The sequence below is a fragment of the Paenibacillus sp. FW126-R14 genome, assembly GCF_058789495.1.
Genome location: NZ_JBYTBS010000061.1, coordinates 20,995 through 44,714 on the forward strand (window position 1 = coordinate 20,995; position 23,720 = coordinate 44,714).

Annotated in this window: 13 protein-coding genes; 12 read left to right on the forward strand and 1 reads right to left on the reverse strand. The window is 50.0% G+C overall.

Going from position 1 to position 23,720, the window contains the following annotated elements; all coding sequences use genetic code 11:
* The first annotated feature begins 21 nt into the window (after nucleotides 1-21).
* Complete coding sequence (locus AC3WRW_RS27720) at nucleotides 22-4,437, forward strand: fibronectin type III domain-containing protein (RefSeq protein ID WP_492549459.1); 4,416 nt, start codon at nucleotides 22-24, stop codon at nucleotides 4,435-4,437.
* Nucleotides 4,438-4,440: 3 nt separating this feature from the next.
* Nucleotides 4,441-9,810, forward strand: coding sequence for a sugar-binding protein (locus AC3WRW_RS27725; RefSeq protein ID WP_492549460.1), 5,370 nt, complete (start codon nucleotides 4,441-4,443; stop codon nucleotides 9,808-9,810).
* Between the two features lie 345 nt (nucleotides 9,811-10,155).
* On the opposite strand, the gene AC3WRW_RS27730 is transcribed toward AC3WRW_RS27725, so the two are convergent.
* Nucleotides 10,156-11,058, reverse strand: coding sequence for a helix-turn-helix domain-containing protein (locus AC3WRW_RS27730; RefSeq protein ID WP_492549461.1), 903 nt, complete (start codon nucleotides 11,056-11,058; stop codon nucleotides 10,156-10,158).
* A gap of 196 nt (nucleotides 11,059-11,254) precedes the next feature.
* Between AC3WRW_RS27730 and AC3WRW_RS27735 the strand changes: the two genes are divergently transcribed.
* The 10 genes from AC3WRW_RS27735 (at nucleotide 11,255) to AC3WRW_RS27780 (ending at nucleotide 23,450) form a co-directional block, all read left to right on the forward strand.
* Nucleotides 11,255-12,295, forward strand: a complete 1,041-nt coding sequence (locus AC3WRW_RS27735) for a glycoside hydrolase family 88/105 protein (RefSeq protein ID WP_492549462.1) — start codon at nucleotides 11,255-11,257, stop codon at nucleotides 12,293-12,295.
* 133 nt (nucleotides 12,296-12,428) lie between these two features.
* On the forward strand, nucleotides 12,429-14,285 hold the full coding sequence (locus tag AC3WRW_RS27740; protein ID WP_492549463.1) for a sensor histidine kinase: 1,857 nt from the start codon (nucleotides 12,429-12,431) through the stop codon (nucleotides 14,283-14,285).
* A gap of 202 nt (nucleotides 14,286-14,487) precedes the next feature.
* Nucleotides 14,488-15,804: an extracellular solute-binding protein gene (locus AC3WRW_RS27745; protein WP_492549464.1), complete on the forward strand. Its 1,317-nt coding sequence runs from the start codon at nucleotides 14,488-14,490 to the stop codon at nucleotides 15,802-15,804.
* Nucleotides 15,805-15,812: 8 nt separating this feature from the next.
* On the forward strand, nucleotides 15,813-16,829 hold the full coding sequence (locus AC3WRW_RS27750) for a carbohydrate ABC transporter permease (protein ID WP_492549465.1): 1,017 nt from the start codon (nucleotides 15,813-15,815) through the stop codon (nucleotides 16,827-16,829).
* Nucleotides 16,830-16,850: 21 nt separating this feature from the next.
* The gene (locus AC3WRW_RS27755) at nucleotides 16,851-17,681 is read left to right on the forward strand and encodes a carbohydrate ABC transporter permease (protein ID WP_492549466.1); all 831 of its coding nucleotides are present in this window, start codon (nucleotides 16,851-16,853) and stop codon (nucleotides 17,679-17,681) included.
* Between the two features lie 53 nt (nucleotides 17,682-17,734).
* Nucleotides 17,735-19,225 carry a glycoside hydrolase family 32 protein gene (locus AC3WRW_RS27760; RefSeq protein WP_492549467.1) on the forward strand — a complete coding sequence of 497 codons (1,491 nt, stop codon included), beginning with the start codon at nucleotides 17,735-17,737 and terminating at the stop codon, nucleotides 19,223-19,225.
* Between the two features lie 48 nt (nucleotides 19,226-19,273).
* Nucleotides 19,274-20,896: a response regulator gene (locus AC3WRW_RS27765; protein ID WP_492549468.1), complete on the forward strand. Its 1,623-nt coding sequence runs from the start codon at nucleotides 19,274-19,276 to the stop codon at nucleotides 20,894-20,896.
* Nucleotide 20,897: 1 nt separating this feature from the next.
* On the forward strand, nucleotides 20,898-21,794 hold the full coding sequence (locus AC3WRW_RS27770) for an ROK family protein (protein ID WP_492549469.1): 897 nt from the start codon (nucleotides 20,898-20,900) through the stop codon (nucleotides 21,792-21,794).
* Between the two features lie 228 nt (nucleotides 21,795-22,022).
* The gene (locus tag AC3WRW_RS27775; protein WP_492549473.1) at nucleotides 22,023-22,805 is read left to right on the forward strand and encodes a putative protein N(5)-glutamine methyltransferase; all 783 of its coding nucleotides are present in this window, start codon (nucleotides 22,023-22,025) and stop codon (nucleotides 22,803-22,805) included.
* Between the two features lie 96 nt (nucleotides 22,806-22,901).
* Nucleotides 22,902-23,450 (forward strand): GNAT family N-acetyltransferase, encoded by a 549-nt coding sequence (locus AC3WRW_RS27780; RefSeq protein ID WP_492549470.1) that lies wholly within the window; start codon nucleotides 22,902-22,904, stop codon nucleotides 23,448-23,450.
* Nucleotides 23,451-23,720: the final 270 nt, after the last annotated feature.

A 23,720-nucleotide genomic window follows, 5' to 3' on the forward strand; every position in this document is an offset into this window, starting at 1 on the left:
TTCATGGAGGAGGGTTTTATGATGATGGACAAAAGCAAAAGATGGATCTGTTGGTTGTTAATAGGGGTGCTTGCGCTCTGTAATTTGCCCGTACATATCGCAGCGGAGGGCGGCCCCTACACGCTGGATAACTTGCTTGCGGCCGATATGGATACACACTTTGACGGAGGGGTAAGCCCCTTTACGCCGGCAAGCGACACATCCGGAGGATCGCAAAGAATCGTATCGGTCAATGGCAACAATGCCCTTGAGTTTCGCGATGCTTCCCTTGGGACGAATTTAAGCAGTTCTTTTTATTATCAGCTGAACAGCGGCAGACTCAAGAATCGGATGAATGAAATCTATAATATGCCGGTAGGCAGCCCTCCTGTCGAGTTCGTCTTTTCCTACAAGCTGATGCGCAGCGCAGCAAGCAACAAGCCTGTAGCCAAAGACATTTACGCGCAGATTCAATTGGCTCCGTACGATAATGTGCTGGTTCCTCGTTTCCCGGCAGATATGCCTAGTATTTCGGGAACGGCAGCCTACCTGAACACTGTGCCCAATGAACTGAAAACCGTGGACGACAGCGATCTTGCCAGCTATCGATTCAAGGTATATCCCAATGGCGGGCAGAAGACTATTACTAGTGTGAAACTAACGTTCTCGGTTCGTGTGGATACAGGCGGCACGGACGAAGCCTATCTCGTTGACGATTTGGCGATTTCCGAAGTGAAGAGCCCGCAGGAGCTGGACACGGAAGCCCCGACAGCTCCAACCCAGTTAACGCTTGCGGGGAAATCGGATACGAGTGTTAACTTGAGTTGGACAGCATCGACCGACAATGTAGGAGTTACGAGATATGACATTTATCGCGATGGTTTCCCGGTTGATTATGTAAGCGGTTCCGCCACGGCGTACACCGTTGTTGGTTTGTCACCGAATACCACCTATCGCTATTTGGTGAAGGCGAGAGATGCAGCGGGCAACTTGTCAGCAGCCAGCAATGAGGTAGCGGTTACGACAGATCCGTCTGTCGGCGGTTTGCCTGAGCCGCTCGGAGATCGCGATATCGGCAATGTGAAACCTGCGGGCAGCGCAAACTACAACCCGGTTACGGGCAGGATCAAGGTGCAGGGTTCCGGCAGCGACATTTTTGGCACCGAGGATGCGTTCCATTATGTGTACCGGCCTTGGACAGGGAATGGGCAGGTTGTGGCGCGTGTCTATGGCATCGAGAACGGCGTAACCTGGACGAAAGCGGGCGTTATGATCCGTGCGAGCATGTCGGAGCAGTCGCCTAATGTGATGATGGCGCTGACGCCTGCCGGCGGGACCTATTTCCAGGATCGGCTGCAAGCGGGCGGGGCCTCCACCTCAACGGCGGGAACACAAGTGAGTCCGCCTTATTGGGTGAAGCTGGTTCGTAAAGACAACGTCATCAGCGCGTATGATTCCAGCGACGGCATCAACTGGACGCTGATTAAGAAAGAGACGGTGAGTTTGCCGGAGACGGTGTACTTCGGGTTGGCGGTGACGAGCCACAATACCGGCAAGCTGGCTGCAGCGGAATTCGACCAAGTGAGCATCGGTGAAGTCCCGCCGGCGGAAAGCACGAACTCCCCGTTTCCCGGTACAGTGGAAAGCCGGAGACAGTGGCTGTGGGACAAAACAAAAACGATGTCGGAGATGGGTCTGCAGCTGAACATTGTCCAGTATGTCGCCCAAATTGTTGATGGACAGAACGTTGCCGGAAATCTGCAAAAAATCGATAAGATGTTTCAAGCTTATGATGCCGAGCAGTATAAAACAGTTTCCAAAATGTATGCCTACCTGATGGTTGGCAATCAATTCAACAGTACGATGATCGATCATGTCAAAGCGTATTTCGCGCAGTATGCGTATGCAAAGCTGCCGCAAACGGAAAATCTCCGAATGAGCAATTATACCGCAGGCTATTTGGTAGGCCAGTCTTTCCCTGATCTTCAGGATTTGAATGGCAAATCCGGCGCCGTTCTGAAGAGCGAGAACAGAGCGAATATTGAAGAGATGCTGAGCGCCGGGGTTCGTTACGGGTGGGCGGAGTATGAAAGCCCGGAATATACGTTCATGACCTACTTCTGTCTGAATGCGTTGTACCAATATACAGATGAGCCCGATTTTAAGCAGAAGTTAAAAATGGCGATGGACGTCATGTGGTTCGAATGGGCCAATGACTGGATCGACGGCACTTTCATCTCCACCTCGAACAGGGCCAAAGGCGATTCTGTCTCGGCGAGCGATCTGACATGGAGAGGGGCCGATCATACGGCGCTGTCCTGGATGTATTTCGGCGGCAATCGCGCGCAAGAAGGGATCGGCGAAACGGATGCGTTAGTTCCTTCCGCGTACCGCCCTTATCTGGAATACTTGGGCATGGTTCTCTATCGCGGCATGAGCTATACGCCGCCCGAAATGGCTGTCCGAATCGGGCAATCCGGCGATAAGAGCTACGCTTCGCGCAAGACGAATCTGCAAAATTCAAGCGGCCGCAATTTGAAAACATATCGTCAGGCGTATGTGAAGCCGGCCTGGGGCCTGGCCACGGAAGTTACCTACAATCGGGTCGATAACTGGATCGAAGATATTCCGGTTGTCCTGCGCTGGCATTCGGCCAAGGCCAATCCGCTCTTCCGGGTGAATGCCGACCAAGGCGACAGCCCGATCGGCAATTATGATCAGCCGGCTAATCATCGCATCATGCAGGACGGCAAAGCAGCCGTCGGTGTGTATAAATTGTTGAATAGCCCTACCTCGAACTATTTGAATGCGATGTTTCCGGACACGGGTTCCATTATTTCCCGAGAGGAACAGTCCGGATGGGTTTTTAGCAATGCCGGCCCGATGTATTTTGCCTTTAAAATGATTAAGCCGTACTCATGGTACTACCAAACGCCTACGGACCCGGCGAATAAAGTGAAAACTACGACGAAGCTGCATCCGACCAATCAGCTTTCGTACAACTACAATATTTTGCGCAGTCAGGCTGACAAAAACGGGTGGGTGCTGGAAACGGCGGACGCCTTGGAATATGCGGACTTCGCCAGCTTTAAGAACGCGATTCTGACGAAAACGACGGTCGACAGCTCGCATATTGATGAAGCTAATCCGCGCCTGATTTACCGGAGCTTAAACGGAGACTCGCTGGATATTACCTACGATGATGCCGCAAACGCTTATAATAACACGCATAAAATTAATGGCAATGCCATCAACTACGGAGCCTTTAAGCTTTTTGATACGCCTTGGCTTCAGCAGGATCAGAACGGGAATCTTTTTACGGCTGCGCAGGGCGGTGAAGTCCTGACTTACGACTTCGCCAACTGGACGATAACGAAACAAAGCAATTCTGTCGCTGTGCCGAACAGCAGCTTCGAGAATGGAGCGGCAAGCCCTGATTACTGGACGGATAAAGCTTGGGCAGGCAGCCCTGTAAGAGCATGGGATTCAGTTACGTCGAGGACGTACGGACATTCCGTGAAAATTGCCAATGCAGCCTCTGGCGATTACGGCGGATGGAGCTTGGCAGACAGCAGCCTGATCGCGGTCAGTCCTGGAACTGCTTATACGCTCAAAGCATGGGTAAAGAGCGATAATGTCAACGCAGCCGACGGAGCTCACATTGGCATAACGTATTATAAGAGCGACGGAACTACGGTTACGGGCAGTACGTATTTGTCTCCTAATGTGAGAGGCACCAACAATTGGATCCCGATCGAAGCAACGGCGACGGCACCGGAGGATGCGTCGAAAGTCAGGCTTGATTTGAGGCTTAAAGGAACAGGAACAGCTTGGTTCGACGATGTTGAGCTGCTGAAACAAGCCGATCGTCCGGTAACGCTGGAACCGTTGTTTGAGGACAGCTTTGCGGCAGGGATTGGCAAGTGGGATTTATTCGGCAGCACGGACTGGCAGGTGCAGGGCAGCGGTACCGAGGCTCAGCTGGCAGGCACGACAACGGCGACATTCCCCCAACGCGCGGTGGTGAAGCCATCTTTGCTACCTTACAGCAGCTCTAATTACACTTTGACATTCTTGGCTAAAGGGGACCGCTTCCGGACGATGTTCCGTTACGCGTCGAGCACCGGTTATTATTTTCTGGAATTTAAAAATACGAAAGTCGTGGAATTGTGGAAGTATCCGAATACCTCTGTCAATGAGCAGGTGGGCGCCCAGGTAGATATCGGCGCTGCGCTGCCGGGCTTCAACGTGGCGGATTGGCATCAATACCAAGTGGAAGTGAACGGATCAACCTACAAGCTAATCATTGACGGGATAGAAGCTGCTTCATTTACCGATACATCTTTGACGGCAGGAGGGATTGGATTTTCTTTAAAAAGCGTGGGAGCTCCCGTATCCATGAATGTGAAGAATGTGGTCGTGAAGCCAATCGTCAATTCGCTCCCCGGAGGTAATTGATGTATGAAACAGCCCATCAGAAGCTTATGCCTGCTGCTGGCCATCGTTCTGCTGCCATGGTTTTCGCTGAATGCCGTGGCAGCGGAGCCCTCTCCGCTGTTCGCGGACAGCTTCACGGGAGGGTTGGGGAACTGGGATTTGTTCGGCACCACAGCCTTTGTCATAGAAGGCAGCGGTTCGCAAGCCCAGCTCAAAGGCACGACAACGGCGACATCTCCGCAGCGTGCGGTCGTCAAAACCACCAAGCTTCCTTACAGCTCCACGGATTACGATATTAGCTTTACGGCGGCGGGAGATCGCTTCCGGCTCATGTTCCGTTATTCTTCGGGAACGAGCTACTATTTTCTGGAGTTTAAAAATACGAAGTCAGTTGAACTTTGGAAATATCCAAATTCCTCGACGAATGTGCAGGTAGGGACACCTGTGGATATCGGGGCTGCTATTCCGGGATTTAACTTGTCGGATTCTCATGCGTATCGGCTGAGAGTCAAAGGGAGCGAGTTTAGACTCTACCTGGATGAAACATTAGCTGCGGCATTCACCGACACGTCGCTTACGGCAGGAGGAATCGGATTCTCTTTGAAAAGCGTCGGTCCGGCTGTTAATCTGGCCGTCAAGCAGGTTGTGGTGTCGCCCAATAATACGCAGGACACTTTCATTCACACCCCGGCGGCAGAGGTTCCGTATAATACGGATTTGCCGTTAACGTTCACCCTTGCCGGTACGGCTTCGGCGACCAATGCTCAGATTCATTATGCGTATGGGGATGAAATCCAGGGTCAGATCGTTCCGGCGGCAGGAAGCGGGAGCGGCCCGTATGCGGGCACGATTCCCGGATCGAACCGCTATAGGCAAATCCGTTATTACTTGACGGCGCAAGATGCCGAGGGTAGGCCTATGCGCTATCCGGAATCCGGGGAGATCATCGTGCCGATCCAAACGATTGTGCCGTATCGCAATAATTTTGAGGGCGAAACGGTTGGCGCAGCGCCTGCGGGCTGGAAAACAGGCGGAAACACCAGGGTCATTCAACTGCCGGACGGCAACAAGGTATTTAATTTGAATGGATCGGGCAGTGCCAAGCTGAATCTTCCGATGTACCAGAATGCGGATAATTTCAACGTTAAATTCAAGGCCAAATATGAACGCACAAGCACGGCCGTGCAAAATACTTGGCGCTTTCGCTACCGGGCTGTTGACGATATGAACAACAATGCGCTGGAGTGGGCGACGCATAATTCCAAATATTTTCTGATGCGGAAAACAACGCTTGGCGGCAACTATTATTTAGCCAACTATGTTCAATCCCTGCTGGATGATTGGCACGATTATGAGCTTCGCGTAAGCGGCATCACCCACAAGCTGTTCATAGACGGGGTGGAAACGGCCAGTGGGGACGATTCCGATGCGTTGGCGCTGGCAAAAGGCTATTTTCAGTGGAATGTTGTCGGCGGCATCAACTTGATGATCGATGACTTTGTGATCGAGCCGATGCCGATGCCATATGTCATTGATCTGCAGCCCGCTGGTAATTATGCGGGGATTTATACGCAGGCGGAGTCGCCTGGCTTCAAGCTGGCCTTGGAAGCGGGCGCGGAGGCGCATGCATTTCAGCTTGACTATACGGTACGCCGCGCGGATGGCGACCAAGGTGTAGTCGCTTCCGGAACGAAGTCGTACAGCTTGGAGGCTTATGCGACGGATACCGAAGTCGTCGCTTTAACGCCAAGCTTGAACGCGATTGGCACCTATGAGGTATCGGCTGCATTCTCGGTTGACGGCGCAGCCCAGCCAGCCAAAAAGATCCGGTTAGCTGTCGTTCAGCAGGCAGCCCCGGTCAAGGAGCCTGATTTGGATAATGAAAGCAAATTTGGCCTGAATACGCACTATGCCTTGAATTGGAATGACGATATTATTGACGGAGCGCGCAAGCTGGGAGCTCGTCATCATCGCTCAGGCATTTCGTGGGACGATGTGGATAAACATGTGCAGGATGGATCAGGTAAGACGGTTTATGATTACAGCAGAGTGGATCCGCAATTAAATAAATTATTTACTTACGGTTTTAATCAGATTACGGTGCTGGGCATTGATCGAAATGCCAGCTACCAAGAGGGGACGGCGACGACCACATCCGCTCTCAAAGCCATGGGCGATTTCGTCGCTGCCACGGTTAACCGGTACAAGGGGCAAATAAGGCAGTGGGAAATGCCCAACGAGCCGGAAATTTTCTCTAAGCCTTATGTACCAAGTGAATTTGTCCAGCTGCAAAAAGTCGCCTATTTGAACATGAAGAAGGCGGACCCGAATGCGATGCTGCTGGCGGGCGATCACACCTCAAGCGTGCGCAGCGTGCTGCCTAAGGAGCTCGAGGCCGGATCGTTCGATTATGCCGACGCGTATTCGTATCATCCGTACGTTTACAACTCCATGCCGGATGGCAATCTGCCGAGTCTCATCGCCGGTGTCAAAGATCTGGTCAACGCTTACGGCGGCTGGAAGGATTATTACTTGACCGAGGGAGGCTGGCCGACGGCCAAAGCGGGGTATCCTTCCGTATCCGAGGAGGTGCAGCGGGACTATATCGTTCGCGCTTTTCTGAACTACATGGTCACCGATCAAGTCAAAGCGTATGAATATTACAATTACAAAAACGACGGGACCGATGATCGGTATTACGATATTTTCTGGGGAATCACCGACAATGACGGCAGGCCGAAGCTGGCCTATGCAGCCGTTAATCAATTGATGACAACGCTGGATAAAGCGAAATATCTCGGAACTTGGGATACCGCTGACCCTGATGTTGCCGTTCATGTATTCCTGAATGGAGAAGTACCGGTACTTGTTGCATGGAAAAAAGTGGACCATAAGGACAATCCGGCTGTTAAATCGCCTACCAGCACGATTACGCTTCCCTTTGGCGCATCAGGGGTGACCGTGAAGGATATTAACGGTGTGAATGTGCCGGTAACTAGCGATAATGGCGGCGTGCAGCTTGTCGTTTCGGGATCTCCCGTTTATCTCACCGGGGCATCTACGTCATTTGTGTTTCAAACGGCAGCGAAGCTGCTGCGAGGCAAACAGCAGGAGGCGGCCGGCAGGCTGCTTGCTGTGAAAACAGCGCAAAATGCGGCGCTGGTAGATGCCGATTTGGCAGAGCTTAGCCGCATCGAAACAGAGCTGGAAGCAGCTGCGGGAAGCGGGAGTCGGGCTGCGGGCTTGGAGCAGGGAATCAAAGACATTTATACGTTGATGGTGCAAATGGCCGATCAATTGAAGAACGGCTATGTGGAGCGGGCTTCAGGCTACGTGGCGCTGGAGGCTTTGTACAACATGGCGGAGAGTGCTTCGGTGGCGCTTGCCTATGCGCTCGGCGGCATCAGCGCCAATTCATTAGACTATGCCCCATCTGTGCAAGCTTTGACGGCCTCGTATCAAGCCAAAAAAGGCGATAACAGCGTCATGCCGATCTCGACAGCGGCCGTGCTTCGCACGAACCGATACGGGAGGCTGGCGGAGGCGGCCCGCACAAGAGGCAGCTACGCGGAAAGCTACGCCTATAACTTGCTGGCGAGGGAGTTTGCGCGCGCGGCGTCGGCGATCGTCCAGTCGGAGCCGGCCAAATTCATCGGCGTGCTGGCTAATGCGGTGCCTACGCAGGTGAACGGAGAAGCCGGATATGCGAGTGCGCTTACGCTTTCGCTCGTGAACAACACCGAAGTTCCGCAGCAGGTGCAGGTACATTTGCAGGTCCCAAGCGGATGGGAGTCCTCCCAAGCGGCACAGGCGGCAGCGAGTGTTGAGATTCCGGCACAGAGTTCGGTGGATCTGCCTTATTCTGTGCCGGTGCCCGAAAATACGCTGAAAGGCCGTTATGAGGTTGCCTTTGAGATTTTGTATAACGGAGCCGCCTTTGACACGAAGAAGGTCCAATTGACCGTGGAGGACGGTCTTGATGTTAAGCTTGTTCCCGTGAAGAAAACGATCGAACAGCTCGATATTTTATCCGTGCAATTGACAGGCACTTCATCCTTTGCCAAGACGGGCAAGGTGAGAGTCAAAGGTCCGGACGGCGCCTTGCTGCAGCCGGTTGCTTCGGATGCCTTCCAGGATTTGAAGAAAGGCGATCGTGTGCAATTGGACTTCATATGGACGTACCATGAGCCGGCGGCATTCAATGAATACACGGTTGATATGCAAGTTGAAGAAACAGCCAGAAACAAGATCATTTACCACGATCCTGATCTTCCGATTGAGTTCAACCTTGTCCAGAAGGCAAACGGTTTGACGATCGATGGCGATCTGAGCGACTGGCAGGACGCTTTCCCGTTCCATCTTCGCAGCAAAGCGCAGCATTCGAGCGGCTATCGCGACCCTGCCAATTTGGAGGCGACCGCGTATGCCAAATGGGCGTCCGATGGCCTTTACTTTGCCGTATCCGTTCACGACGATATCCATAAGCAATCTGAGAATGCGGCGAACATGTGGAAAAACGATTCCGTTCAAGTCAGCTTGGACCCGCTGAATAATCGGGAGTCGCCTTACGGGCCGGACGATACGGAGTGGGGCTTCGCACTGGCTGATGATGGGACATTGCTTGTGAATATTTTCTACTCGACATCGCCGAATCCGAACGGAGACGTGAGCGGGCAGACACCGTTCCAAGCGGTGCGCGATGAGGCCGCAGGTCGGACTTACTATGAGTTCCAGATCCCAGGCTCCTATGTCAAAGATTTGAAACCGGAGCTTTTCGGGAAAATTGGGTTAAACGTTGCGGTTAACGATGCTGATTTGCAAAACGGACGGGACGATTTTATACAGTGGACCCAAGGGACCGCGGATTCGAAGAACACAGCTTTGTATGACTCGTTTGTGTTTATTGATTACACGCCGCCTGCGGATATCTCTGCGCCAATTTGGCCGGCAGACGCTAGAGTGACCGCATCCGATCTAGGAAGTGATCGTGTCACGCTGAATTGGACAGATGCGCAGGATAATAGAGCAGTAACAGGATACCGAATCCTGTGGGGGGAAAGCGTGACGGCTAGCGTCTACGGTTTCGTGGGGAGCGGTGAGGTGAGCAGCGTTATCGGCAGTGTTTACCACAGCGAATACACCACATCTACCGCCAAAGTCATTACGGGCTTGTCGGCGAACACGTCATACACCTTCATCGTTCAAGCTCAAGATGCAGCCGGAAATTGGAGCGTGTATGCGCCCTATGCCACTTTTATTACCGAGCAGGCAAACCGGGCTATGTTTTTGCCTGAGAGGGCCTCAAAGGCCGTCTCGGTAGACAAAATGGCGCTAAAGAATCGCGAGCCGTCCAAAAAGGCCGTCTCAATCGACGGGAGCAGGCAAACCGGGTGATGCCTTTGCCTGAGAGGGCCTAAAAGGCCCTCTTAGTAGACAAAATGGCGCAAAAGCATCGCGAGCCGCCCAAAAAGGCCGTCTCAGTCGGCTCGAGCAGGCAAAGCTCCATGCCCCGCAGGATGTTAGGGGAACTACAGGGCACTATTTTGCTGGAAACAGCCCGTCAGGCAAGGGAGTGGGAACTAGGGTCCGCTATTTCACCATTCTGAGCAGAAAGTCAAAGTACTTGGGTGAAATAAGACCCTGTAGTTTCCCATAAACACCCAAAAAGCCCCATTTCGCCGAAATAAGGGAACAGAGTTCCCTCCCATCCCGCGAATTTCAAGATAAGCCGGTCCCAACCTAATTGAGGAGGGGACCCTTTATTTTTTTCCTAAAAAGATTCGGCGTTATGCCTTCTTCTGTTTTGAACGTGTGGAAGAAATGAGAGAGATCGTTGAAGCCAACGGTGTATGCGATCTCTGTAATAGAGAGGGGGCTGTCCATAAGAAGCCGTTTTGCCTGATCGATGCGATAAAGGGTCAAATAACGGTTGATGGAAAGTCCGGTCCATTGTTTGAAATGATCGTACATATGGGATCTGGAAACATTAAAGTGTTCATGCAAACGACTGGACTCGATGCGGTCCGCATAATGCTCGGATAAATAATGTAGGATTCGTTCGGCCAAATGCAGCGGTGTAAGGTTCGTTTTCGCGTGATCCGTGGCGGGTTCTTCCTCCCGTTCAAGCACAATCAACAATCCGGCAAGCAGATGCAGCGCAGCAGCCTCGTAATGGAGCTGCCTGCCTGCAGCTTCTTGCGAAATTTGCGCAAGCATGGCATGAAAGAACGTGATTTGCTCAGCGGAAACTTTTTTATGCAGCGAGGAAGAGTCGGATTCCAGCAAGAAGCTGCGAACGCCGCCGTCGCTAACGGGAAGTCCTTCAAACCATGATTGAACGTACCGCTCATGAATAGAGAGAACGAAGCGATGCAATGGCTTTGTTCCGCTGACACGCGGCCAGTGCAGCACAAAGGGCTTGATGATGGTGAAAGTTCCGGGCTCAAGGGCATATACGCGATCCCCCACCAGCAGTTTTCCTTGCCCTTCCGTACAAAAATAAAACTCGTAACCGCGATGCGAATGCATCTGCGATTGTCCGATTGCCCCCGTGCGAAATTGGCAGTGGATCGGGAATTCGTCCAAAAACTGATTCGTTACGGTATCCAAAGCAAATGGGGAAGGATGTGAGAGGGAAACCATAGGATCACCTCCATAGTTTTTTGATGTAATGCTTATTGTATCACAGCCCGTTTAGCGGGAGTCGGAAACCTTGGAAAATTCCCCATAAAATTCGGACGCTTATCCAAGTTATACGTGAGAAAAACAGGTACTTTGAAGGTGTAAAGAAACGCATGAAAAATACGCATGAAAAAAACCTTCAAGGAGTGAGATCAGGATGAATAGGGACGATCTGAAAGCGGCGGCAGAAAGGGTTTATCGGAGAATGGTCGGAGTGCCTTCCACGGAATGGGGCATGAATTTGGATAGCTGGGACTGGGTGCCGGGGGTCGGGGTCATATCGATCCTGGCTTATGCCGAGCATGCGCAGGAACAAGAAGTTATCGGATTTTTACGGCTGTGGACGGAACGCAATCATCATTTGAGCGAGCAGGTGAAAGTGATCAACTCGTTAGCTCCTTATGCGATCTTCCCGGATCTTTACCGCCATACAGGGGACCCGTGGTATTTGGAGACGGCGAAAAAGATCGGCGACTGGCTGCTGGCGGAAGCACCGCGCACCCGCGAAGGCGCATTTGAGCACACGGTGACGGAGAAGGCAAGTTTTCCTGAGCAGGTATGGGCGGATACGTTGTTTATGGCCGTGCTTTTTTTAGCCCGGCTGGCGAGGCTGACATCGGAGAGCAAATATGCGAAAGAGGCGGCTTTCCAGCTTTTTGTTCATTTGCGCTTGCTTCAAGACCCGCAAACCGGCGTGCTTTTTCATGGATGGAACTGTGCGGAAGGCGGCCATATGTCAGCGGCCCGTTGGACGCGCGCCAACGCCTGGGTTGTGCTGGCTTGTCCGTGGATTGTTCAAGAAATCGAATCGTTAGTTGACATTTCGAGTGAAATTCCGGAGCGGTACCGGAAGCTTGCTGCAGGGCTAAGGGAGTATCAAGGGGAGGACGGACTATGGCCTACAGTCTTGGACGAACCGGAATTTTACCGGGAAACTTCCGGAAGCGCTGGCATTGCGGCAGGGTGGCTAGCCGGAGTCCGCAGCGGTTGGTTGGATCAGAGCTATCTTCCATTGGCGCAGAAAGCATTGCAGGGGATATGGCCATTCATAGCGCCCGATGGGACGTTAAACGGTGTGTCCGGAGGTACTCCGGTCATGCCAAGCATTGCCGCGTATCAAGCAATTCCATGTTACCCGACCCTATACGGACAAGGGCTGGCGCTTATTTTACTGTCCATGGCGATGTCAGATTCATAATGTATCACCACTTAAAGTTACAGGCGGCAGCCAAGTTCTTCTTGGCATAGTCCGCCTTTTTTCTTGCGGTACGGAGTATTTTTGACTATAGTCCAAGATAGGAAGAAGGCTAACGAAGCAAGGAGTGCTTGGAATGAAATCAGCTAGAATGATGTATGCGAATTTAAGTTTGAGAGTACGGCTGACTTCTTCGTACATTGCGCTGATCGTCGTCTCGATGACCGTACTGGGCGTTGGTTACTATGTGAAAAGTTCGGAAGTTATTTTGAAGAACGCGAGCGGAACGTATTTGGGGTTAGTAAAAAGCAGCAATCAATCCTTGGATGCGAAGTTTGCGAGTGTCGAGCAGAGCGCGATCAACATGCATTTGGATGAAGATTTATTCAATGTATTCAATACAACCGATTTGCAAAAGAAATATTTGGATTATGAAAACGATCGAAAAGTAACCCGGGTCCTGCAGAAATATTTTCCTACTTCGGAAGATGTATATTCGGTCAATTTGGCCACGAAAGAGTATACGTTTGGGGGAAATCCTAATTTTTGGATCCCGAAAAAGGACTTTTCCGCCTCCGATATTTACCAGATAGGGATCAACTCTACAGACCGCACTTTGTGGGTTCCAACGTATAATTTACTTGAGAAATTTTATGCCTCCTCCGCGGTATCCAGCACGAAAGACCAGTACGTATTCACAGCCACGAGGCTGATTAACTTATCGCATGTCTCAAACAACTTGTTGAGATCTATGGATAAAGACGCAGAAAGGCCGATTCTTCTCGTTAATTTTCAGGAATCCATGATCGGCAGGGCGTTTAAGGAGAGTCTTGTTGTGAAGGATTCTTATTATTATGTTTTGACAGGCGATAATGCGGTCGTTTCAACTTCCAATCAAGGGGGCCTCCGGTCCGTGAGCCAGGAGTGGATCAACAATGCCATCACCCGGAAGAGCGGGACGGAATTTGTGCAAGTGGACGGGAAAAAGATGGTCGTCTGCTTCGATGTGATCGCTACGACAGGCTGGCTGTCTGCGGTATTCATCCCGTATGACAATCTATTGAAAACGATGCCAAATATGTTCAGCTATACGCTCTATTCCACGATATTGGTCATTGTCCTGTCCATATTTCTTGCCTCTTTTTTTTCAAGTCGAATTACTATGCCTCTTAAGAAGCTAATGTGGGGGATTAAACAGATTGGAGAAGGGAATTTCAATACGAGGATTGACACTTATGGCACTAGCGAAGTCAACCTCATCATCCATAAATTTAATCAGATGAACGATAAAATCCAAGTATTGATCGAGGAGAATTACGAGACGCATCTGAAGGAGATGGAGGCCGAATTAAAAGCGCTGAATTTCCAATTCAACCCGCATTTTCTTTATAATACACTCAATATTATCAACTATTTAGCCATCGAAAATAAGCAGACGGTGATCAGCAATATGCTCGTGGAGCTTTCGGAGATGCTGGAATATACGGCCAAAAAATCCGGCGAAGTGGCTTTCAGCGAAGATGTGAAATATCTGCAAAATTACGATTATATTATGAGGCAGCGGTTTGAAGATAAATTCCAAATTGAATATCAGATCGATCCGGCCTTATACCGCTACACGGTGCCCAAATTTTTCTTGCAGCCTTTTATGGAGAATGCGCTGATTCATGCTTTGGAAGACACGGAAACAGGCGGATGGATTCGGGTAAGCGGGAGGATTGACGGTACGACGAGGGTATTTACGATTGAAGATAACGGGAAAGGCATGGACCCGGATACGCTGGTGCGCGTGCTAGCGACCATAGACGATCCTGTCAGCATGAGCAAATCGATCGGTATCGCCAATGTGAACAAGCGCGTGAAGCTTATCTATGGTTCTCAGTACGGTGTAGAAATCCATTCTCAAGGGAATAAAGGTACTAAGATAACAATTACTTTGCCGCTGCCGCCGGACTCCACATCCATGCTGAACGAAGATGGCGGAGGAAGCTAACCTTATAAGCATACCTGCTCAAAGGGCTGTCCCATAAGTCATAGAAATGACTGGCGACGGCTTCTTTTTCATGATGAAAATCAAAAATGTAAGGGTTTTCGGTACAAAAGTCCACCTTTTCACGTTTTTTAGAGTAGGATTGGCCGAATCATCCACGATATGATGAAAGCGTAAACAAGATAACGTTCATGGAGGGGTTAAAATGAAAGAAGGAAAGAAAGGGCTGCTCGCGGTCACTAGCTTACTCACGGTATCCCTGCTTGCCGGATGTTCCACAGGCGGACAAACGAGCTCAGGCGACGCTAACGGAAACAACGGCCAAGCTGCCCAAAAGGAAGTGGAAATCTCCTACTGGAGACCGCAAGCGAGCGGTCCGGAAGACGATTTCTACGTTAGAAGAGTCGATGAGTTCAATAAGGCTTACCAAGGGAAAATCAAGTTGAAAATGGAGCCGATTACAAGAGGAAACTCTTTTGCCTATGAAGATAAAATTAATGCGGCTGTAGCTTCCCATACGCTCCCGGACGTGCTTTCCATGGACGGTCCGAATGTGGCGAACTATGCAGCATCCAAAATTGTCATCCCGCTGGATGAGTATTATACCAAGGACGATTTCAACGACTTCGTTCCATCCATCATCCAGCAGGGGACTTATAAAGATAAATTTTATGCCGCCGGGCTGGTCGAGTCCTCTGTTGTCTTGTTTTACAACAAGAAGATTATGAAGCAGTACGGCATTGAGCCGCCGACGAATATGAAGGACGCCTGGACTTGGGATCAGTGGTATGACGTGATGAAGAAGACGGCGCAGAACGACGTATTCGGCACGAACATGATCAATGATAAAGGCGAGTGGATGACGTACGCTTTCGAGCAAATGTGGATTTCGGCGGGAACGGACATTGTGAATAAAGAAGGCACATCGGCGAAAGGTTGGGTAAACAGCGACAAGGGACTTGCGGCTGCCAACTTCCTGCAAAAACTGGCCAAGGAAAAATTGTTTAACATTGATCCGAAGCCGACCGAGTTCGAAGAAGGCAAAGCGGCGACAAAGCTGGGCGGACCGTGGAACATTCCGGGCTTTAAGAACTATCCGGATTTGGAATGGGGCATCACCTATTTCCCTAGGAAAGCTGACGGCATCTCCACCTCTCCATCCGGCAGTTGGGCTATCGGCGTAACCACGGACAGCAAGCATCCGAAGGAAGCGGCGGAAGTGGTGAAGTGGATGACGAACAAGGATAGCTCCGCTCAGCTTGCCAAAGCCATCAGCATGCCGGCGAGCAGGAAATCGGCCTATGACAGTCTGCCGGAATACAACGAGCTTCCATTGCGGGTTATTAAGGAACAGGTGACGACGGTATCCCATGCAAGACCTGTAACACCGGCCTATCCGGTGCTGACGCAAAAGTTCGCCGAAGCATTAACGGACATCATGATGGGAGCCGATGTGAAGAAATCTTTGGATAACGTAGCTGCGTCTTATGATGAAGAATATAAACGAAACTTTAGCAATTAAAACTTTCAATGATTACGCAGAAGCGGCATCAAGACAGGCTCGAATTCAGCCGGATGCCGCTCTCCGCGGTCATTCAGAAGGGAAGTGATGATCGATCCATGCAGAACGTTACGACACAAGTTCACACAAACACGAAGTCTAAAGTGTCATCAATCGGACTTCAGAAGCGAAGAGAGTCCATCACGGGCTATTCGTTCATACTGCCAGCCGTGCTCCTGCTCTTTGTATTCCTGCTGCTGCCATTTTTGCTGGCGGTGGTGTTCGGTTTCACCAAATTCAATTTATTGCGGCCGGATCAGATTAAATTTACAGGCTTGGATAATTACATGCTCCTATTTAAGGATAAGCTCTTTTATAAATCTTTATATAACACGATGTATTTCACAGTTATCGTTGTTCCCGTTCAGTCGGCGGTAGCGCTGCTGTTGGCCTTGTTAGTCAACAATCAGCTTAAGCTGAGAAATGTATTCCGGATCTCTTACTTTAGCCCGGTTATTACATCGATGACGGTCATCGCGATTTTGTGGATTTCCCTGTATAACCCGAATGAGGGACTGATCAATTCCGCTTTACATCTGTTTGGCATACCGAAACAGCCCTTTTTGCGAAGCGCGGATCAGGCGATGAACTCTATCATCTTCATGTCCGTATGGCAAGCGGCGGGATATCAAATGATGATTTTTTTGGCGGGCCTTCAAAGTATTCCGAAAGATTTGTACGAAGCCTCGGCGATGGACGGTGCGAACAGGTTCCAACAGCTCAAATTTATTACGATTCCAAGCTTGTATAATGTCATCGTATTCGTTCTGACGATTACTACGATTCAAGCGGTGAAGCTGTTCACTCAACCTTATGTGATGACGGGCGGCGGGCCGGAGAATTCCACCAGAACGCTTGCGCTGCTCATTTACCAGCAAGGTTTCCAATTCAGGAACGCAGGTTATGCCTCCGCCGTATCCGTTATTTTCTTCCTCATCGTAGTCGCGATTTCGTTTTCTATGAAGAAATTTTTTAAAGACAGATAATAATAGAAAGGAGATGTGCTCATGGCTGATCGTAAGATTAAAATATTCCTCTATGCGTCTAATATTGTCATGTCGGTGCTCTTTTTGATCCCGCTCGTCTGGATGGTCGTTTCATCGCTCAAACCGGAAAATCAAATTTTCGCAGATCTAGGCTCGATCAAGTCTTTACTTCCTACGACTATAACATTTGACAATTATATAAAAGCCTTCAACCGGATTCCCATGATGAAATATTTATTTAACAGTCTGTTCTATGTTTCGATTATCGGCATAAGCGGCTTAGGGGTTAACTCGATCTGCGGGTATGCGCTGGCCAAGCTTAATTTTAAAGGAAAAGGCGTCATTCTTACCGCCATCATTGCGCTGATGATCGTACCGTTCGAAAGTATAGTGATGCCGCTCTACTTCGTCGTCAACGGCTTGAGCTGGGTGAACACGTGGCTGGCGCTTATCGTCCCGTTCATTGCGAACTGCTTCAGCATTTTCATGTTCCGCCAGTTTTTCATGGATATTCCGAACGAACTTCTGGAATCGGCGGCGATAGACGGCTCGTCTCCTTTGAAGACATTTCTGAAAATTGTCGTTCCCCTTTCAGGACCCGTATTTACGACGGTTTTCATTCTGGATTTTATCTCCCATTGGGGGGATTTCATGTGGCCTATTCTGGTCACCACGGGAGAATCTTTGAGGAACATCCAGCTCGGTATTCAAACGTTCTTTACATTGCCTCCTATTTTCTACGGACAAATTATGGCGACGCTTACGTTTACCACTTTGCCGATCGTTGCGATTTTTCTGCTTCTGCAAAAGTATTATGTACAGGGGATCACCAGCACCGGTATCAAAGGGTAATTAGACTCGGCTAATCGGGCCGGGCAACATTTTATAGGAATAGAGGTAGTTGTATGACGAGCGAAATGACTAACGAATTGACCAACGAATTGTACAGACCGCAGTTTCACTTTTCTCCCCAGCTTAATTGGATGAACGATCCGAACGGACTCGTCTATTTCGATGGCGAATACCATTTGTTTTATCAATATCATCCTCATGGAACGACATGGGGACCGATGCATTGGGGCCATGCGATCAGCAGGGACCTTGTGCATTGGGAGCATGCGCCGATTGCTTTGGAGCCCGATGAGCACGGGCAAATTTTTTCCGGCAGTGCCGTTGTGGATTGGAAAGATACGAGCGGTTTTTTTGACGGAGAAGCCGGATTGGTCGCTATTTTTACGCATCATGATCAAGAACCGGACAGCGGTATTCCAAGAGAACGCCAAAGCTTGGCTTACAGCCGGGATTCCGGCAGAACTTGGACTAAATACAGCGGCAACCCGGTGCTGACCGATGCCAGGTTTCCGGATTTCCGCGACCCTAAAGTGTTCTGGCATACGCAGACAAACCAGTGGATCATGATACTAGCCTCCGGTCAAACGGTAAGCATCTATCATTCGGCGAATTTGAAGGATTGGTCCTTTGCCAGTCAATTCGGAGAGGGAGAAGGGGCGCATATCGGTGTCTGGGAATGTCCCGATTTATTCGAGCTTGCGATAGACGGCGATCCTGCGCGAACGAAATGGGTGATGCTCGTCTCCATTGGCAATTCCCCGGAATATCCCGAGGGCTCCAGAACACAGTACTTTATAGGCGATTTCGACGGTACGGTGTTTAAGAACGATGCCTCACCCGAAACGGTCGCATGGCTTGATGGCGGGAGAGATAATTACGCGGGAGTTAGTTGGTCGGACATTCCGGCCAAGGACGGCCGCCGCATCTATATCGGATGGATGAGCAACTGGAAATACGCGCAAGTGACGCCAACGACAAGCTGGCGCAGCGCCATGACACTCCCAAGAACGCTGGGCTTAAAAAGCCGCAAGGATCAAATCATGCTTGTGCAGCAGCCTGTGCATGAATTAAACCAGTTGAAAGTAGACACTTCTAACTGGCAGGATACGATCGTGGAGCCCGGTCACAGCGCGCTGCCTGTATTTGATCTTTCGTGCTTTGTGATAGAAGCAGAGTTTGAACTGCAGACTGCCGCGGAATTTGGATTCAAAGTCCGGACATCCGGTTTATCTGAAACTGTGGTAGGCTATAAAGTAGAAAAGCAAGAGATTTTCGTCGATCGTTCTCGTTCCGGCGAAGATGCCTTCCATGCCGATTTCTCAGGCAGACATGCGGTCAAGGCGGAAGCGCAGGAGCGGCGGTTCAAGCTGCACATTTGGGTGGATGCGTCATCGGTCGAAGTGTTTGCAGGCGAAGGTGAAGCCGTTATTACCGACTTAATATTTCCCGGGAAAGAAGAGAAAAATCTGGAGATCTATGCGCTTCAAGGAACAGTTAGACTGATCTCGCTAAACATATCTCCGCTGAAGAGCATTTGGACATAGAGGGATTTTTGATCGGAGGTCAAAGTCTCACATTTTTAGGAGGCTGGCATGCAAAACATTCTGGTAGTGGATGATGAGGCCATACAGCGAAGAGTACTCGCCAAAATGATCAGGGAAGCCAGACCTGACTGTCAAGTGTTGGAAGCCAAAAACGGTCAAGAAGCCTTAGGAATCATCCACTGTAATGACATCGATATTGTGTTCACGGATATTAAGATGCCTATACTGGACGGTCTAGAGCTGATTGAGAAGATGAATGCTTCATCGCATGACATCAAGGTGATTATCCTCAGCGGTTACCGGTATTTTGAATATGCGCAAAAAGCGGTCCAATTGGGTGCCTTTGACTATTTGGTCAAGCCCGTGAAAGAGGAAAGCATAGCCCAAACCTTGGAGAAAGTGGAGAGCAGCATTCGAAAAGAACAAACGAATCTGCTCGAAAACGAAGAAATCAAGCAGCAGTTGAACAGGACCTTATCGGTCTATTATGAACGTCTTCTCTCTGACTGGGTGACGGGAGGAATAGCCGAGTCCAAATGCTCTGAGATCCGCCAACAATTTTCCCTGGAAAACAGGGGGATCGTCATTGCCGCTAAACTGAACGATGAAAGTCTGCTGATGGAACCGTTACATAGTGCAGATCGCATGAAAAGCGATATGTTAAGGGGGATGGAAGGCCGTGTGAGCAGCATCGGTCCTTCCGTCTCGTTCTTCTCCGGCGAGGATAAGGGCTTGCTGATCACGGTGCTGACCATGGATCGGCCTTATGCCATAGAAAGCGGGACGTTGACGACGCTGTTGAATCAGTTCGCGGCCCAAACGTTTGAGCAATTCGGCATCACTTTGACGATCGGGATTGGAGAGGAGCGAAGCCATCTGTTTCAGGAAGCGAGACATGCTTGCAAGGAAGCGCTGACAGCGGCTTCTTTTCGCTACTTTTTGCCTGCACAAGATGTGATTCGGTATTCGGATATTAGCGGCTTTATTCGCCCCATGCATTATGATTATTTGAAAGAGGAAGAACTGTTCAAGGAAGCTATCCGTAAAACAAAAAGCGAGCAGATCGCTAAACATGTCGATGAATGGTTTGAACGTGTCCTGGAAAACGGATTTCCTTATCCCGATCAATGGAATAAAGCTGTCATTCGTATGGTGTCCGGGACAGCTGCTGTGATTAAAGACTTTGTGACGGAGCAGGACTATACCGATATTCTGGTGAAAGCCGAAACGCGGCTGACTGCCAGCAGTGACTATGCAAGTTGTAAAAGCCGGTTTCTCGAAACGCTTTTGCTGTTTATGGACATCCTCCTGAAGAGCCGTTCCAAAAAACACGAATCCGTTATCGAAACATGCGTTCATTATCTGGAGATGCACTATATGGAGGACTTGTCTCTGGATCGGGTAGCGAATCATTTGTTTTTTAGCCCGAATTATTTGAGCCTGATTTTCAAAAACCATTTGGGGATGACATTCAGTAAATATTTGACCGACATGCGGATTAAGAAAGGGATCGAACTGCTGCAAAACAGCACCATGAAAGTTTACGAAATCGCACCCAGAGTCGGCTTCAAGGATGAAAAGTATTTCTATAGAGTGTTTAAGAGCCGGTTCGGAGTGACGCCGGACGAATATCGCAGGAACATTCATTTGCACAAGAAGGAGGTATATTGAGATGCTGCGCATTGGAGCCATTGAAGCTGGAGGGACTAAGTTCGTTTGCGGTATTGGAAGTGACTCCGGCGTTATTGAGGATCAAATTAGTTTTCCAACGGAACGTCCGGAACAGACTTTAGAAAAAGTGATCAACTATTTTACGGATAAAAATGTGGCGGCAATTGGCATAGGATCGTTTGGACCTATTAATGTCGACCCTAAAAGTCCTACCTATGGCTATGTTACTACGACGCCTAAGCCGGGTTGGGCTAATTATGATTTTCTAGGTACATTGAAGCAAGTTTTCGATGTGCCCTTCGGATGGGACACGGATGTCAATGCTGCGGCTTTTGGAGAAGCGAAATGGGGAGCGGCCAAAGGGCTTGACAGCTGTGTTTATTATACGATTGGTACCGGAATCGGAGTAGGCGTATACATGGAGGGGCGCTTGGTGCATGGACTTGTGCATCCGGAAGGCGGTCATGTGTTGGTCAGACGTCATAAAGAAGACGCTTTCGAGGGAATATGCACGTATCATGGGGATTGTTTTGAGGGGCTGGCTGCGGGTCCGGCTATTGAGAAGCGGTGGCATTTGAAAGGAAACGAGCTGCCTGCGGATCATCCTGCGTGGGATTTAGAAGCTTATTATATTGCCCAATCCATAAGTTCTACCATCTTAATGCTGTCGCCGAAAATCGTCATTTTGGGCGGTGGCGTCATGCACCAAAAGCAATTGTATCCAATGATTCGTTCTTATGTTCAAAGGAATTTGAACGGCTATATTAACACCCCCGTTTTACTGGAGGATATTAATGGCTATATCGTAGCTCCAGGTTTAGGGAATAATGCCGGCTTGTGCGGAGCGCTTGCCCTGGGCGTTGAGGCTTTAGTGAGCTTTAATGAAAGTAGGCATTGATTACATTGAAGGATAAATTCAGACATTGATTAAATTGCAGGACAAATTCATGATGGGATTAGGAGGAGCTTGCTATATGGCGGCTTCTTTTTTTGACGACCAAGGCATCGCCTGCTCACCCGCCACTCGCTTGACAGGATAGTTTCTTATAATCAATTAGTCACTGTCCGGACATCTGAACGGAGGATAAAATGATTGATATACAATAAGAATTGTGGGGACTTATTCATGAAGGATATCCATTTTGATCAAATTATCACCAGACTTCGGGCTGCCGGGTGTGTTTTTGCCGAGGATGAGGCCCGGATGCTTATTTCAGCGGCGGAAACGCCGGATGAGCTTGATGCTATGGTAGGTCGGCGCGCACAGGGCTTTCCGATTGAGCACGTTATTGGTTGGGCGGAATTTTGCGGTCTGCGGATCGCGGTGGACCCGGGAGTCTTCATTCCTCGCCACCGTACGGAGTTTCTCGTTCGTCAGGCTGCCCAAATTGCCAGGTCAGGAGCCGTCGTCGTTGATCTATGCTGCGGTTCGGGCGCGTTGGGCGCTGCGCTGGCTGCGACATTGGAACGGATTGAGCTGCATGCAGTGGACATTGACCCGGCGGCAGTTCGGTGTGCACGCCGCAATCTTGCAGCTGCCGGGGGGCGCGTGTACGAAGGCGATCTTTTCGAGGCGCTGCCTGCGGCATTGCTTAACCGTATCGACATCCTGCTCGCCAACGTCCCCTACGTACCAACCGCGTCTATCGAGCTTCTCTCGGGTGAAGCCCGTATTCATGAAGCTCGGATTGCGCTTGACGGGGGGACGGACGGGCTTGATGTGCAGCGAAGGGTGGCGCTGGCCGCACCGCTCTGGCTGGCGCCGGGCGGCCACCTGCTGGTCGAGGTCAGCGAACGGCAGGCGCCGCAGGCTGTCGAGATTTTTGCCCGGAGCGGGCTAATCCCGTCGGTTGCCAGATTCGAGGAGCTGGACGCTACCGTCATCGTTGGAACTAAGCCCGCCTGCTAGAGCGGACTTGACTGCTGACAGGTCATGCGAAACTTGACTGGGAACGTGTGTTCTGGTATTGTTTTAAAGCATGGAAGCAATTCTGAGACGAGGGGAATGTTGGAACAAATGAAAGCACCTCATGTAAAGCTAAACATTTGGTCGGATGATAACCTTGATTTACTTCGTCTGATCAATGCTCCTGAAATGATGGAACATCTCGGAGGTTCGGAAACGGAAGAGCAAATCGTAAATCGGCACAAACGGTATCTGGAGATCGACGGAAAAGGGACCGGCCGCATGTTTAGTATTGTGCTGCTGCCTGGAAACGAAACCGTCGGCAGTATCGGTTACTGGGATAGCATGTGGAAAGGCGAGAGCGTGTACGAGATTGGCTGGAGTGTCTTACCGTCATTTCAAGGCAGAGGAATTGCGACCGCAGCCGTCGTAGAAGCTGTTGCAGATGCAAAGGCTGAGAGAAAGCACAAGTATATTCATGCATTCCCGTCCATAGACAACCCGGCGTCCAACGCAGTTTGCCAAAAGATTGGCTTTCAATTGATGAGCAATTGCGAATTTGAGTACCCTCCAGGAAACTTTATGCAATGTAACGATTGGAGATTGGAAGTAGATGCGGCCAATATTGTTTCTGATAAAAGGTTGTAATACTTTTCAATCCATGGTATATTGCAAATCCACCAATTAACGCGAATGCATTCTTTGGATGGACATCTTAAATAAACGACATGGAGCCGTTCGGATGGTCGTTTAAAAAAAGATAAAAAAACACTTGCAATTGAATTTTATACATGGTATATTACTCCTCGCTGCTTCGGTGACGCGGCAGTGAACGAAAGAAATTGATCTTTGAAAACTGAACAACGAGTGAGTAAGCACAGTCGAGCAATCGACTATAAATGAGATGAATAATCTCGC